At 57.9% G+C, this 15,318-nt stretch carries 12 protein-coding genes; 6 read left to right on the forward strand and 6 right to left on the reverse strand.

Translation table 11 applies throughout. The annotated features are described in order from the left end of the window. Nucleotide 1: 1 nt before the first annotated feature. Nucleotides 2-2,167: a TonB-dependent receptor gene (locus tag ABIE13_RS08875; RefSeq protein ID WP_354442771.1), complete on the reverse strand. Its 2,166-nt coding sequence runs from the start codon at nt 2,165-2,167 to the stop codon at nt 2-4. Nucleotides 2,168-2,256: 89 nt separating this feature from the next. After that, complete coding sequence (locus ABIE13_RS08880) at nt 2,257-2,616, reverse strand: DUF2946 family protein (RefSeq protein WP_354442772.1); 360 nt, start codon at nt 2,614-2,616, stop codon at nt 2,257-2,259. 127 nt (nt 2,617-2,743) lie between these two features. Between ABIE13_RS08880 and fosX the strand changes: the two genes are divergently transcribed. After that, complete coding sequence (gene fosX / locus ABIE13_RS08885; protein WP_354442773.1) at nt 2,744-3,154, forward strand: FosX/FosE/FosI family fosfomycin resistance hydrolase; 411 nt, start codon at nt 2,744-2,746, stop codon at nt 3,152-3,154. A gap of 553 nt (nt 3,155-3,707) precedes the next feature. Here fosX and ABIE13_RS08890 read toward each other — a convergent pair. After that, nucleotides 3,708-6,119 (reverse strand): UvrD-helicase domain-containing protein, encoded by a 2,412-nt coding sequence (locus ABIE13_RS08890; protein ID WP_354442774.1) that lies wholly within the window; start codon nt 6,117-6,119, stop codon nt 3,708-3,710. A 136-nt stretch (nt 6,120-6,255) separates the two neighbouring features. Continuing rightward, on the reverse strand, nt 6,256-7,320 hold the full coding sequence (locus ABIE13_RS08895; protein WP_354442775.1) for an ankyrin repeat domain-containing protein: 1,065 nt from the start codon (nt 7,318-7,320) through the stop codon (nt 6,256-6,258). 722 nt (nt 7,321-8,042) lie between these two features. Here ABIE13_RS08895 and ABIE13_RS08900 point away from each other — a divergent pair. Then, nucleotides 8,043-9,020 (forward strand): GMP reductase, encoded by a 978-nt coding sequence (locus ABIE13_RS08900; RefSeq protein WP_354442776.1) that lies wholly within the window; start codon nt 8,043-8,045, stop codon nt 9,018-9,020. An 83-nt stretch (nt 9,021-9,103) separates the two neighbouring features. Here the strand turns inward: ABIE13_RS08900 and ABIE13_RS08905 are convergent, their stop codons facing one another. Beyond that, a complete protein-coding gene (locus ABIE13_RS08905) occupies nt 9,104-9,979 on the reverse strand; it encodes an alpha/beta hydrolase (protein ID WP_354442777.1) in 876 nt (291 codons plus the stop codon). 321 nt (nt 9,980-10,300) lie between these two features. Here ABIE13_RS08905 and ABIE13_RS08910 point away from each other — a divergent pair, with 321 nt between their 5' ends. Together ABIE13_RS08910 and ABIE13_RS08915 are read left to right on the forward strand one after the other, a co-directional pair. Continuing rightward, nucleotides 10,301-11,137, forward strand: coding sequence for an alpha/beta fold hydrolase (locus ABIE13_RS08910; protein ID WP_354442778.1), 837 nt, complete (start codon nt 10,301-10,303; stop codon nt 11,135-11,137). A 16-nt stretch (nt 11,138-11,153) separates the two neighbouring features. Further along, nucleotides 11,154-12,143, forward strand: a complete 990-nt coding sequence (locus tag ABIE13_RS08915) for a Bug family tripartite tricarboxylate transporter substrate binding protein (protein WP_354442779.1) — start codon at nt 11,154-11,156, stop codon at nt 12,141-12,143. 161 nt (nt 12,144-12,304) lie between these two features. Here ABIE13_RS08915 and ABIE13_RS08920 read toward each other — a convergent pair whose 3' ends face one another. Next, nucleotides 12,305-12,640: a single-stranded DNA-binding protein gene (locus ABIE13_RS08920; protein ID WP_354442780.1), complete on the reverse strand. Its 336-nt coding sequence runs from the start codon at nt 12,638-12,640 to the stop codon at nt 12,305-12,307. Between the two features lie 410 nt (nt 12,641-13,050). Here ABIE13_RS08920 and ABIE13_RS08925 point away from each other — a divergent pair, with 410 nt between their 5' ends. Both ABIE13_RS08925 and ABIE13_RS08930 read left to right on the forward strand, forming a co-directional pair. Beyond that, a complete protein-coding gene (locus ABIE13_RS08925) occupies nt 13,051-14,088 on the forward strand; it encodes an amino acid ABC transporter substrate-binding protein (RefSeq protein ID WP_354442781.1) in 1,038 nt (345 codons plus the stop codon). Between the two features lie 33 nt (nt 14,089-14,121). After that, the gene (locus ABIE13_RS08930; protein WP_354442782.1) at nt 14,122-15,318 is read left to right on the forward strand and encodes an amino acid ABC transporter permease; all 1,197 of its coding nucleotides are present in this window, start codon (nt 14,122-14,124) and stop codon (nt 15,316-15,318) included.

The raw sequence follows: 15,318 nt of genomic DNA on the forward strand, positions 1-15,318 counted from the left end.
GTCAAAAACGATGGTTCAGCGTGACTTCAAATCGCCTACCTTCTCCGACCAACCACTGGCTGGTCGTGTAGTACGCCGTGGAGAAGTAGTTTTTGTTGAGGACATTGAATCCACGAAGCGTCAGGGTCGTGTTTGATGTGGCCTTCCACTGCAGCGCCAAGTCGAGCGTGGTGTAACCGGGCAGCTTCAAAGTGTTGGCGTTGTCGGCATACCGTTTTCCGACATGGCGCACGCCACCGGACAAAGTCACCGCGGGCATCACCTTCCAGCCTAACCAGACATTAGCCACACGCTCTGGGACATCCGTGGGCACATTGCCATTACGCGAGACCGCCACGCCGCCCACCGATTCGCTGAAGTCGTCGTAGCGGGCTCTGAGCAACGCAAGGTTGGCATCAAGCTGCAGAGCCTTGGTCACGCGCATGGAAACTGTGCCTTCCAACCCTCTGGACGACCGCTGCCCCACCTGGACACGCAAGGACGGATTGCTGGGGTCCCGCGTCAGAAGGTTGTTTTTGGTGATGGAGTACGCCGCCAGCGTCCATTCACCCTGGCCTTCCAGGAACGTCTGTTTGACGCCGATTTCAAACTGCTTGCCTTTGGAGACATCAAAAGCTGCATTAGCGGCTGACAACATCAGCAAACCGCTCACCGGGTCTGCTGCCTTGGAAAATTGCGCGTACAAAGAGGTGTCAGGACTGAACTTGTAGACCGCGCCAAGTCGCCAACCGGTGTTCGCATAGCTGCGCTTGAAGGCCTGGCTTCCTGCGACCAGGTCTTGGCGAGAAAGGTCTGCATGGTCGAATCGAGCTCCCCCCACCACGGACCAGCGCTCGGTCAACTCCATCCGGTTCTCCAGAAACACGGAGTACTGTTCCACATGGTTGCGGTAGCGCGGAATAAATGGAACGGCACTGGCGAAGTAACCAGGATCAGGGTGATAAGGGTCTACCGAACCAGAGCTACCGGTGTAGGTATTGTTGGTGTGCTGGAACGATGCGCGATTGACGTCAAAGCCCACGGAAGCCTGGTTAGCGCGGCCAAAAAGCGTGCCTGTGAAGGTGACATCAGTGGTGTTGCCGGTCTGTGTCTGGTCATGGCCGATCTCGGTGTTGTCTGAGCGGTCAATCAAGCCTGTGGCAGCGTTGTAGCGATAGGCCTCTGCGTTGCGCCAGTAGCGGTCGCTCTTGATGTGATAGAGCTTGCTGCGCACCATCACGTTGCTGCCAGGTGCCCACTGCGCCATGAGTTCAGTCCAGCGGTCCTTATACTGAATGCGGCTATCCAGCACGTTGTAGTTGCGCTCGCGGATGGCAGGGTCCTGCACGCTGTTGATCAGAGGCGTGCCAAAGTACCGCATCGGCTTCTGATGGCCCTGCGCGTGTGAAAGCTGAAGACTGAGGTCCTGTGTCACATCCCAACGCAGGGCACCAGAGAATGTCCGGTTGCTGGAGTCCCCACGGTCTACCCAACCGTCTGAGCGGTCCCCGCTGACATCCACCCGGTACGACCACTGCTCATTGATCGCTCCCCCGCTGCCGAAAGCCAGCGCACGCTTGCCGTCTGTGCCTAAGGTCCCCTGGACCTCATTGCGGATAGGCCCCCTCAAGGGCTTTTTAGGAATGACATTGACGACACCGCCAATGGCGCCATCGCCATAGATCACAGAAGCCGGACCGCGTAAAACTTCAATTCGGTCAATGGACCAGGTGTCAAAGGGAAAGCTGACACCCACGCCGCCATACTGACGGGTACCGTCATACAGACGCATCACTGATGTCGTGTCTGTAAACCCCCGCGCCGATAGCGAGCTGCCACTATTTCCGGGATGGCCGAGGCTGGTGATGCCCGTGGAACGGGTCACGGCGTCAATCAATGAGGTGTCGCCTTTGGACTCCAGTTGCTCACGCGTGATCACCTCAACGCTGGCGGGCGTATCGCGCAGGCTAACGTCCAGACGGCTGCCGGTGGAAACCGGGCGTTCCAGCGCTGTTTCGCCGGACGATCGCACGGTGACCGCATCCAAGCTGGAGGCCGTTTGAGCCCACCCCGATGCTGAAACTAAAGCCAGAGGCAGCGCCCAACCCGCACGAGCGCGTGGAAAAGATACGGACGAAAAACGAAGGGCTACGCCCTGCGGCGTTGCAGCAAAAACGAAACGACTCATGAGAGACTCTATGTAAGTGAACTCGGTCGGGCAACGCACGGCCCGACGGCGAATGAGCACGACCCGCCGTAGAACGGGTCACGCTGGACTTACATCAGAGTTGGAGGGCCCCTGGGAGGAAAAGGGGCGCCTAAAATCGCCGCGATGTGCTGCGAGCCGAGTGCGTACAGGGCGATGGCCTGTGGCACGGGCTGCTCGAACTGGATGTCGGGGTATACCGGCGGCGTGGTAATGGCTACGCACAGCGGGCAGTCCAGCGTGTGATGGGGACTGGCCTCAGCCTGTCCGCTGTCATCCAGGACAATGACCTGAATACTGCCATTGGCAGCGCAGATCATCTGCATGGCACGGGGCTGAACGATGGGCGAAGCAATGGCTACCCCCAACGTCAACAAGAACCACGCCAAAACCAGGCGAGTCAGCAGCAGGGATTTGCGCAGCTCTTGCATGGCCGGCGATTATGAGGCTTTCCGTTCTGGTCGCACAACAGGCCGGGCAAAAGCCTGTGGTGGCAGTTGGATATAGGCGATGATCACTTAAGCGGGCCCCACCCTGCGAAATTGTCTAGAGGAAAGCATGCAAATCCAAGGCATAAGCCACATCACCTTCATAGTCCGCAACCTTGAACTGATGAAGAAGTTTCTGTGCGAAGGGCTTGGCGCTCAGGAGGTCTATGACAGCAGCGCCAAGAACTACTCTGTCTCGCGGGAAAAATTCTTCCTCTTGGGCGGCGTCTGGCTCGCGGCGATGGAAGGAGTGCCTCCGGCAGAGCGGACTTACCGCCATCTGGCCTTCAAGGTTACTGAAGATGAACTTTCTGGGTTTGAAGCCCGCCTTCGCTCAATAGGCGTTGACATTCAAGCGCCGCGCCCGCGTGTTCAAGGAGAAGGGAACTCCTTGTACTTTTATGATTTTGACAATCATTTGTTCGAGCTTCACACCGGCACGCTTGAGGAACGATTGAAGCGTTACGCCACTGGCCAATAGCCGACGTAGCCGCTGAATCGGTATTTCCTGAGAGCGCCAAGCTCCAGCTTGGCAATTCGGCGCTTGCAGGGACCACGAAGATGCCAAGCTGGAGCTTGGCGCTCCCAGGGGAACAGCCCGCTTCGCGAAACCCGGGAGATTTTTTAGGCTAATTCTCATCGATGAGCTGAGTGCTGACTGAACTCCAAGTTCGTCATCTGGCAGCCTAAACCAGATTGGTTTTTCCTGGGAGCGCCAAGCTCCAGCTTGGCAATTCAGCGTTCGCAGAGACCACGAAGATGCCAAGATGGAGCTTGGCGCTCCCAGGGGGGAACAGCCCACTTCGCGAAGTCCGGGAGATTTTGCGTGGGCTGCGTGTCATCGAGAAGCTGAGTCCGGGCCGAACTCCAAGCTCGTCACCTGGCAGCCTGAACCGGATTGGTTTCTCCTGGGAGCGCCAAGCTCCAGCTTGGCAATTCGGCGCTTGCAGGGACCACGAAGATGCCAAGCTGGAGCTTGGCGTCCCAGGGGAAACAGCCCGTTTCGCAAAGTCCAAGCGGGCCAGCCTGGTGCCTCAGTCCACCACCGTCAGCTTGGCAACTGACAGTGCGAGCCATTTGACCCCATGGCGCGGAAAATTCACCTGCGCACGGGCGTCGTCTCCAACGCCCTCCACCGCCTGCACCTTGCCCTCACCAAACTTGGTATGGAACACCTTGATGCCTGCTCTGATGCCATGGCTAGGCGCTGCTTTCTGCGGTGGCACCGGCGGGCTGGCGAAGGTTTCCACGCCAATCCCGCTGCGGCCCCAAGCCGGTTGTGCCATGCCGGTGCCTCGGGCACCCGCATTGAAACCAGCGCCCGATCCAGACCCAAAACCCGATCCGAATCCAGAACGCTTGGGCGTGATCCACTTCAGCGCGCCCTCAGGCAACTCTTCCAGAAATCGGCTCCGCACGTGATAGCGCGTTTTTCCGTGCAGCATGCGTGTTTGGGCATGGCTCAGGTACAGACGCTTTCGGGCCCGTGTAATGGCGACATACATGAGCCGACGCTCTTCTTCCACCCCTTCATAGTCGCTCATGGAGTTTTCATGAGGGAACAACCCCTCCTCCAGCCCCGTGATGAACACGGCGTCAAATTCCAGGCCCTTGCTCGCATGCACACTCATCAGTTGGACGGCTTCCTGGCCCGCCTGGGCCTGGTTGTCTCCAGCCTCCAAAGCTGCGTGGGTCAAGAAGGCTGCCAGCGGGGAAAGAGTTTCTCCCGTTTCTGCGTCAATCGGCGCCACGAAGGCGTCATTGAGCACGGGCGCATCTGGATCAAGACCTTGGCTGACAGGGCTCTGCGTCAGGGGCGTGCCGTGCTCGTCCACTGGCAGCGCCACTGCATCGCGTCCAAAGCCCTCTTGGGTCACAAAGCTCTCTGCAGCGTTGACCAATTCTTCCAAGTTCTCGATGCGATCCGCACCTTCCTTGTCGGCTCGGTAATGATCCACGAGGCCACTGGAATGGAGCACAGTCTCAATGATCTCGCGCAGGGTGGAGCCTGCGGTTTGCTCGCGCAGCACGTCGATCTGAGCCACAAAACCAGCCAGATTGGCACCCGCCTTGCCTGATATGGACGTCACTGCGTCATGCAATGAACTACCGGCTGCACGCGCTGCATCCTGAAGTTGCTCAATGGAGCGCGCACCGATGCCGCGAGGAGGGAAGTTCACCACACGCAAGAAGCTGGTGTCGTCGCGCGAGTTCTCCAGCAGGCGCAGGTAAGCCAGTGCATGCTTGATCTCGGCCCGTTCAAAGAATCGCAAGCCGCCATACACACGGTAAGGCACGCCAGCATTGAACAGCTGCGTTTCGATCACGCGGCTTTGCGCGTTGCTTCTGTACAAAATAGCTATTTCACTGCGCGAGAAACCGTCGCCCCGCACCAGTTGGCGCAGCTCTTCCACCACCCATTCAGCCTCAGCAAAATCGGTGGCAGACTCATAGACCCTCACCGGCTCGCCAGCCCCCTGTGAAGTGCGCAGGTTTTTGCCCAAACGCTTCTTGTTGTGGCTGATCAGGTGGTTGGCGCTGTCGAGGATATTGCTGTAGCTGCGGTAGTTTTCTTCCAGCTTGATCTGGTGCCGCACCTCAAATTCGCGCACAAAATCTTCCATATTGCCCACGCGAGCGCCGCGGAAGGCGTAGATGCTCTGGTCATCATCGCCCACAGCCAGAACCGCACCGCCGCTTTCAGAGGGCAAGCCGACAATCATCTTGATCCAAGCGTATTGCAGGCGGTTGGTGTCTTGAAACTCATCAATCAGAACATGCCTGAAACGCCGGCGGTAATGCTCCCGTACCGCGTCGTTGTCTCGCAGCAATTCATAGCTGCGCAGCATCAACTCACCGAAGTCCACCACACCCTCGCGTTGGCACTGGTCTTCGTACAGCTGATAGATCTCTATCTTCTTACGGGTTTCTTCGTCCCGCGCCACCACATCTGAGGGCCGCTCCCCATCTTCCTTGCACCCGGCTATGAACCATTGCAATTGCTTGGGCGGAAAGCGTTCATCATCAATATTGAACTGCTTGCATAGACGCTTGATGGCAGACAGCTGGTCTTGCGTGTCCAGAATCTGAAAGGATTGAGGAAGATTGGCCAGCTTGTAGTGGGCACGCAGGAAACGGTTGCAAAGGCCATGGAAGGTGCCAATCCACATACCGCGCGCATTCAACGGCAACATGGCCGTCAGCCGGGTGAGGAGCTCTTTGGCAGCTTTGTTGGTAAACGTCACCGCCAAGACACCGCCGGGGGACACCTGCCCCGTTTGAAGAAGCCAGGCTATGCGCGTAGTGAGAACCCGCGTTTTTCCAGAGCCGGCGCCAGCCAGAATCAACGCATGTTCGGCTGGGAGCGTGACGGCGGCTTCCTGTTCGGGATTGAGGCCCGTGAGAAGGGGTAATGAGTGGTCTGACACGGGGCTTTCGAGGTACATTGCGCCCATTGTAGAAAAAGCAGGTGAGGCGTGCCCGAAACCCTCTGCCGAAGCGCCCCTGATTACCCCCAACCTACGTGCCTGGATCAGTTCATTGCGGCTCAGTTCCAAGAGCTATCCGAGCAGAAAGACGCTATCAAGGCGTTCTTACAGGCCGACGTCTTGCCAGACCTAAAATGACATGGCGCATGTGCTCTACAGTAAATCGGGCTCCATTTCGCACAAGCGTATTCAGCACTTTCAGATGAAAGCCTTTAGCAGCCCAATCTATGGGTGATAGTCCCTGATTGTCGGCGAGCCCCATGGATGCGCCCTTTTTAAGCAGCAGCTCTATGGCTGAGTTTTTCCCTGCTTTGGCAGCGTAGATCAACGCCGTATTGCCATGCTGGTCCTGCAGGTCCAGCCTTGCGCCTTCATTGATAAGCATGTTGAGTAAACCGGTGTTGCCAGGCATGCTCGCATGCATCAAGGCCGTACGCTGCTCGCCATCGACTGCGTTGACTGAGACCCCTGCTGCCAGCCATGCCTGCACACCTGCCGTACGACCCACATGTGCATCCTCCATCAGAGCATCTCTGGCAACGCCCACACATCTCTCGGGCAAGTTCGCGCCTTCGGACCTCAAAGCCTGAACCAGGCCCAGTCTTTCATCTGCAGCCGCTGTCACGATGTGGGTATCGAGACTCAATTGAATACGCAGTGCCATCGGCAGAGCGTTTGCATTCTGTGTTCTGGCTACCAACAAAGCCCGCCTTGCCGCAGCATCAGAACGACTTTCGTCTCCGGCACCATTGAACGATGGTTGAAGTTCTTGCACCAAACATGGGTACATCTCGCCAGGTGTCAGTCCGGCAATCATCCAGGCGATAGCCTCAGCATGGGCATTGGTCACCACGGCGTTGCGCAAAGCTCTCAAGCCTTGGTCGAATTTCATGATCGGTATGACGGCGCCCGCCATACGTAAACGTCTGGTCACGTCCACCTGACCCGCCCGAGTCGCCAGCGTCAGCGCAGATTCTCCAGCCGCATTGCGTACGTTAAGAGATGCCCCTGCCGCAATGAGCCAATCCACGACCGGCGCGTGTCCTGCTTGCGCCGCGCGCATCAACGCTGTGTCACCTTCGTGCGATGTGGCGTTGATGTCAACTCCGCGCGCGATGGCATCTATCACTGCCTGCAACCTGCCCCTTTGAGCTGACATTAACATGGCTCGGTGGGATGCTGGATAAGGTGGCCCGTCTTCAACGCGGCTGTCCGGAGCGGCTTTTCTTTGCGGCGAAGGGACGACAGCGTTAGCCTCTGCGCACAACAGCGGAAGACTCGCCAGGTCTCGCCTGAATTCCGTTTCAAAGTTCTTCTGCGATGGTTCAGGTCCTCTCAGTGGAGCGTGAGCGGCGTGAATCTCGTGAGCCAGGTGGTTCCTGTCATCATCCAGCGAAGCCCCTACACCTTCATTGGAAAGCGCTACTCCGCGCCCCGTCTGCGTTCTACGCAAATCCTGCAGGCACTCCATGTTGCGGCCAGAATTTGATTGCGGGGCATTTTGTTGCCTTGTCTCATTGTTCGCGGTGCGGCCCAACATGCTGACTTCCTTATGAAAATCGTTCAGGGGTTCTGGAGAAACCAATGCGTTTTCGCTCAACAGGCTGGCGCGAAAGCTCAAGCGCCCGTCAAACACCAATACAAGAGTAAGTAACAGCATTAATCCTATAGTTCCCAAATTAGACGGCCGAAAGCGCCTTGGGAGTTGATTGCCCCACCTCACCAAGGGTTCGAGACGCCCCCATTCCAAGCCAGCGACTTGACGCAGTAGAATCAGCCACCGGGCCCAAGATTTCTTGGCCCGGTTTTTTGTGGCCGTCCACAAATGCCGGTAGCCAGACCAAGCGCCCATCCCTCAAACTTGAACGGAGCTTGGATCTCATGGAAATTTTTGACTACGACCACGTCTTGCTGCTGCCACGCAAATGCCTGGTGGAAAGCCGCAGCGAGTGCGACGCCAGTGTTGAATTCGGCGGCCGCCGCTTCAAACTGCCCGTGGTTCCTTCCAACATGAAGACGGTGGTGGATGAGAAGACGTGCACCTGGCTTGCCAGCAACGGCTTCTTCTATGTCATGCACCGGTTTGACCTGGACAACGTCGCCTTTGTGCGCGACATGAAAAAGCAGGGACTTTTCGCCTCAATCTCGTTGGGCGTCAAGAGCCCGGACTACGCCACCGTAGACCAACTGGCAGCAGAGAACCTGGTTCCCGAATACATCACCATAGACATCGCCCACGGCCATGCGGACACCGTGCGCGACATGATTGCGCACATCAAGGCCAAGCTGCCTGAGTCTTTCATCATTGCCGGAAACGTGGCAACGCCAGAGGCGGTCATCGACCTGGAAAACTGGGGCGCTGACGCCACGAAAGTGGGGGTGGGCCCCGGCAAAGTGTGCATCACCAAGCTCAAAACAGGCTTTGGGACCGGCGGCTGGCAGCTATCTGCCCTGAAGTGGTGTGCCCGGGTGGCCACCAAGCCTATCATTGCCGACGGCGGCATCCGCAGCCACGGCGATATCGCAAAAAGCATCCGCTTTGGCGCCACGATGATCATGATTGGTTCGATGTTCGCAGGCCATGAAGAATCGCCAGGCCGTACCGTAGAGGTCGATGGCGAACTTTTCAAGGAGTACTACGGCTCGGCCAGCGACTTCAACAAAGGCGAGTACCGCCACGTCGAGGGCAAGCGCATCCTGGAGCCTATCAAAGGCAAGCTGAGCGACACGCTCACCGAGATGGAGCAAGATGTTCAAAGCTCCATCAGCTACGCGGGTGGCAGAAAGCTGCTGGACATCCGCAAGGTGAATTACGTCATTTTGGGCGGTGACAACGCGGGCGAACACCTGCTGATGTAAGCGCGAGGCGTGCGCGGCAGTTTCACGCCAGAGGAAACTGCCGCTGTATCTGGCGCGGCAAACGCAGCCACCGTACTCAGCAGCTAACTTATCAGTTCACGCGCCATAGCGTTCAGCCTATGGCCTGGTTTTGCCAAAGCGTCCAGAATGCTGAAATGGTTCAGCCCCGCCAGGGTGGCAACTACTGGCACGCGCTCAGGGCCCCAAGCCTTTTGGATGAGTCGATTCAAGCGGAGATATTCACCGCTTTCTTGCCCACCCACCACGCTGTAGAAGCGCCCTTTGACAGGGCGCGGCAGCCGCGCCGGGCTGGCTGAATGCACCTGCTCGGGCGTGATTCGCAGAACTTCCTGAAGGCTGGGGGTATGCATCAGGGGCTCCAGGTCATACAGGCCGGACACCCCCAAAGCGTTCTTGACCGCACCAGCAGGCAAATCTTTATCAAACACATTCCAGGCGCAAGCCAGCATCATCGCCGCCATATGGCCGCCAGCTGAATGCCCAATCACAGTGATGCGGCGGGCATCTGCACCCAGGCGCGACGCGTTTTTCCAGGCCCAGATCACTGAACGAGCCACTTGAAGCGTGATCTGCGGAATCGTCACGCGGGGGCAAAACGCATAGTTGGGTATGACGACTGCAGCGCCAGCTTCGTGGAATGCAGCCGCCAGGAAGCTGTGATGGGATTTGTCCAGCGCCTTCCAGTACCCACCATGAATGAACACGACCAGGGGGGCGCCTTTGCTCGGCGCATGAAACGCGTCCAGCTTTTCGCGGGGATCATCACCGTATGCAATGTCGCGCTCGCAAGGCAAATGCTGACGCACCAGGGCCGATTGAGCTGCCCATCGGGTGAAATAATCGCCGTGATCGGGTACGCGCATGCGATTGTTGTACATGCGTTCAAGCCATTGAGGATCTGGCGTAACGGGGCGGTGGGCGTCTTCTTGGCGTGACATGAGTGTCGATATTGTCTCAAACTGCAAGGCCGGCCAGACACTGACAAGACTCGCGTTGTAGAAATACTCCAAATGCAAATCGTCTTGCATAACTGCTTTGACTCAACCGCGATAGGCCGAACATCGACGGACGCTTAGACTTTGAACACGCGGGGGCTTGCAGCACCTGCCAGGAGACACTACATCGGAGACACGACTAATTCAGGTTTGCGCACGCGCGCACCACGGCGAACGGGCCGCAGATCGACTCACTTTTTTGCGTCCCGCCCTCAGAAGGCACCCCTTTGCCGAGAATAAGAGCTCATAAAAAAGAATTTACGCATGACTCAATCAAACACATCCCCCCTGCCCGCCTCCACCTTTCCAGCGAAGGAGGTCGCCGTGGAAGGAGCCCGCCTTTGGGTCATGGACAGTGGCGGAGAAGGCACGCCGCTGATTTTGCTGCACGCCAACACCTCTACCGTGGCGTCCTGGCACGAGCAGTTTGTCGCATTTCATGGGGCAGGCTACCGCGTCATTGCCTTTGATCGCCGGGGTTGGGGGAAAAGCATGGCAGACCCCGCAACCGGCCCTCAGCCGGGCAGCATTGCAGAAGACTTAGAGGGCCTGGTGAACGCACTGGGCTTGGAAAAATTCCATCTATTGGGTATCGCCGGAGGCGGCTTTGCCGCTCTGGACTACGCTGCATGGAAGCCGTCTCGCCTTTTGAAACTGGTTATTGCCGGCAGCAACGGGAAATTCACCGAACCCGAGATGCAGGATTTTTACGCGCGAATCGCAGTACCCGGCTTGACCGGCCGGCTGGAAGTGCGGCCTTATCTGGAAGTCGGTGTGGCCTATCGCTCGGAAAACCCTGAAGGCTTCCAACGTTTTATCGCCATGGAGCACTCTTCCCGACAAGAAGGCGCCCCCGAGCAGGCCCTGCGCACACCCAATACGTTCGCCAAGATCTCGACCATCGCCACTCAAACCCTGGTGTTGATGGGCGGCAGCGACCTTCTGGCTCCTCCTGCCCTGATGAAAACCTGGGCCAGGCACCTGCAACGCGCGCAGTTCGCACTGATCGGCGACGCCGGCCACTCCATCAATTGGGAGCGTCCGGACGAGTTCAACCAGATTGTTCTGGAGTTCCTGAGCCAACCAGTTTCCACCAATTAAACAAGGGTAACGAGACATGAAGCCATCCATTTTTTCCAACCGTCGCAGCATCATCCAAGGCGCGGCCGCAGTGACGCTTGCGTCACTGGCACCCCTGCGTGCATTCGCCCAGCAAGCTTCCCGCATCGTCGTGCCATTTGCCGCAGGCGCATCGAACGACCTGGTCGGTAGGCTGATGGCAGATGCCCTTGGCAAAAAGATGAACCGGTCGTTCATCGTCGAAAACCGCCCTGGCGCTGGCTCCATGTTGGGCACCCAGTACGTCGCCCAGTCCAAACCGGCCGATGGCCAGACGCTTTTGCTGTGCGCCACCGCCAGCATGGGCATTCTTCCGGCGATCAACAAGTCGGTTCGCTACTCTGTCGATCGCGACTTCACCTTTCTGGTGCGTATTGCGAGCAGCCCCTTTGGTCTGGCAGTGAGCAAGGATTTTCCGGCCAATAATTTTGCCGACTTCGTCAGAGCCGCCAAGGCCAAACCAGGCACCATCCGCATCGGTTCCGCAGGCATTGGGGCGCTCGACTACATGGGCGCCATGATGCTGCAATCGGATCTGGGAATCGAACTCAACGTCATCCCCTACAAGGGCATGGCCCCTGTGCTGAACGACCTGCAAGGTGGCCACATCGATGCCTGCATTGTCTCGCCAGGCTCCATCCGGCCCATGGTTCAAGACGGCAAGGTCAAGATGCTGGCGGTCTTTGGAGGCCGGCGTAGCGATGTCCTGCCGCAAGTTCCGTCATCGCCAGAGATCGGACATCCCAATCTGCGCGTAGAAAACTGGTGGGGCATAGCCGGGCCTGCTGGCATGCCAGCCGCCACTACCGAAGCTTTGCGTGCTGCCATGGTCCAGGTGATCAATGACCCTGAGTTCATCAAGAGCTTGCAAGAAAAAGGGTTTGACCCAGCGCCTTTGAGCGGTGACGAGTTCAAGAAGTTTGTCACCACTGACCTCAACCGCTGGCGCAACCTGTCTGCCAAAGCAAAGATCTCGATTGAGGAATAGAGCTGGCTTGAAGCAGCTCCATGCTTGAGGCCCACCCGTCTCAAGCTGGAGCCTGCACGGTTTGCAATCCAACCTTAACGAAGCGCCCGGTCACCGGGCGCTTCGTTTTTTGTTTCGTGTAGCTTATGAACAGGGGCCGCACTAATGGGGGGTTTGCCCCATCACCCCCGATCGCGATCCAAGGCTTGGCGCTTGCGAACCACTTGATGCGTAGTCAACGCTGCGTGAGCCACCAGATCGACAGCCGGTCGAACGTTGCCGTCTTTATCGGTCCACACTTTTGGCGTGAGCTCTCCAGACAGCGCCACACTTTCTCCGTCATCCAGAGCCAGGAGTGCTTCCTGCACAGAGTGTGTGAACGCGATCACATTGACGAAGAGGGGCTCGCCTTCGCCTACAGAGGCACGTATTTTTGCGGTGGTGAAGGGCTTACCATTGGCACCGTCGCGTTGCTGCGCTTGGCCATATAACTTGCCAGAGACGAGGGCATCAATCATGGGTTTCCTTGTGGGATTCGTACCTACTGGCCCAATAGCTGGACCGTAGCGGTGACGCTTTAGCAGCCGCAGCATGCCTGACCGTATCGCGTCTTGGATGAAGGATCTTCAACTAACAGACGCCTTCATGGCAAATCTTCAGTGGAATTTAAAATTCTATGTCGAATGAGACGTGAATGGGGCAATCCGCACTAGTTAGTCCGGGTTCTTCATGTGCAGGGCCCGGCCATTCGTGGCCCGGCCATATGCCTTCAAGCTATGAGCTGAGATCAATTCGTTGATACGCGGCTGTTACAGTATTCCATGTATTTATCGAAAGCTCTCCTGTCATCAAGGCGGAAACTGCATGAGCAGTAGCACCTCAGGTGCTGAGCAGATTTTCTTCAACCGCATTTCGGAGTCGCGTGACCATGGCCTTTTCACCTAAATCCATTGGTAAACATCTTCTGGTCGCCGGCCTGCTGGCAGCAGCGTCTCTGCCCGCTTTTGCCGGCAAGACCCTGGACACCATCAAATCGCGCAACCAACTGATTGTGGGTGTGAGCAGCGGCGTGCCGGGCTTGTCCGCACCCGACAGCCAGGGCCGCTGGACCGGACTGGATGTAGATATCGGCCGCGCAGTGGCTGCTGCCATTCTGAGCGATCCTGAAAAAACAAAGTGGGTGCCCCTGACAGTGCAGCAGCGCTTTACGGCCATTCAGTCCGGGGAGGTCGACCTGCTGTCTCGTGGCACCACCTTCACGCTGACGCGCGACGCCTCCCTGGGCCTGGTCCAGACAGCCATCGTTTTGTACGACGGCCAAGGCTTCATGGTGCCCGCCAAGAGCAAAATCACCAGCGCCAAGCAGCTCAAGGGTGCCACCGTTTGCCTGCAGGGAAGCAACACCACAGAGAAAAACCTGGCGGACTTCTCTCGTGCCAACAAGCTCAATCTGAAGCCCGTCGTGTTTGAAAAACTCGATGCTTCGGCTGCAGCGTATTTTGGTGGCCGCTGCGACGTCTACACTTCGGACGTCTCTGGCCTGGCTTCCATTCGCTCCAAGGAAGCCAAGAATCCCAAGGACCATGTCATCTTGCCTGAGCTGATCTCCAAGGAGCCACTGGGCCCACTGGTCCGCCGTGGCGACGACGAGTTCTTCACCATCGTCAAATGGGTGGTGTACGGCTTGATCGAAGCAGAAGAAAACGGCATCACACAAGCCAATGTGGATCAGCTCAAGAATGACAGCACAGACCCCGTCGTGATGCGTTTGCTCGGCAAGGGCGAAGACATGGGCAAGTTGCTTGGACTTGACCGCGAATGGTTGGCCCGAGCCATCAAGGCCGTTGGCAACTATGGCGAGATCTTTGAACGCAACCTGGGTGAAAAAACGCCTGTCGGTTTGCCTCGTGGTTTGAACCGGCAGTGGAACAAAGGTGGCTTGATGTATGCGCCACCGGTTCGCTAATCACAGGTTCTCCTGCCTGCGGGAAGCCCGCGGATGACGATTCCCGCAAGACCAGCACCGGTCGTGCCGCGCCGAGCCGCATGGAGCTGGCGCAGTCGCAGCCTGCGCCGCTGGGTGTATCAGGCGCTCGCAATCGCTGCGGTGGTTGGCCTTTTGGCCTGGCTGTTTTCGAACACCTGGGCCAATATGCGAGCGCGTGGCATTCAAGGTGGCTTTGATTTTCTGACCGACAGCGCTGGCTTTGATATCAGTGAAAGCCTGCTGGATTTTTCCAGTAGCGATCCCTATTGGAAAGCGTTTCTTGTCGGCATAGGCAACACTTTGCGCGTGGCCATTGTTGGATGCCTGCTCACCACGGTGGCCGGTGTTTTGATTGGCATAGGAAGATTGTCCAGCAACGCCCTGGTTCGCGGACTCTGCCAGGGGTATGTGGAGCTGTTTCGCAATGTGCCGCTGCTCATCCAATTGCTTGTCTGGTACTTGATCTTTGTAGAGGTGTTGCCGCCCGCACGTGAGGCGCTTAGCCTGGGCGGTCTTGTCTATCTGAGCAAGGGGGGCTTGGCACTGCCTGCGCCAGCCGCCTCAGTGGGTTGGGATTGGACGTTGGCTGGTTTGGGTGTGGGCGCGATCCTCGCAGCGCTGACAGGCCTGCGGGCGCGCCGCCGCTTCCGGAATGCAGGTGGTCGCCCTCCCAGTCTGGTGCTTCAGCCACTGGTCACCATCCTGGGGGCTGGCTTGGTGGGATGGCTCGCAGGTGGCATGCCAACCGCCTGGGATGTGCCCGAACTGGGGGGTTTCTCAATAGAAGGGGGGGTGTCCCTCACCCCTGAATTCATGGCCGTGCTGCTGGGGCTGACGGCCTACACCACCGCTTTCACCGCGGAAGTCGTGCGCGCTGGCATCTCTTCAGTCAGCCGAGGGCAACTGGAAGCTGGCGCCAGCATAGGATTGCCACGCGCCTTGGTGCTCCGGCTGGTGGTACTGCCGCAAGCCTTGCGCGTGATCATTCCACCGCTCACCAACCAATACCTGAACCTCACCAAAAACTCATCGCTTGCCGTGGCCATTGGCTATCCAGACCTGGTCTCGGTTGCCAACACCTCGCTCAATCAGACAGGTCGAGCGGTGGAATGCATCACCCTCATCATGCTGGTGTATTTGGCACTCTCACTGCTGACTTCTGCTTTGATGGGTTGGTTCAATCGCCGTGTGGCCATCAAGGAGCGTTGA

It is taken from the genome of Ottowia thiooxydans (assembly GCF_040548795.1).
Lineage (GTDB): Bacteria > Pseudomonadota > Gammaproteobacteria > Burkholderiales > Burkholderiaceae_C > Ottowia > Ottowia thiooxydans_A.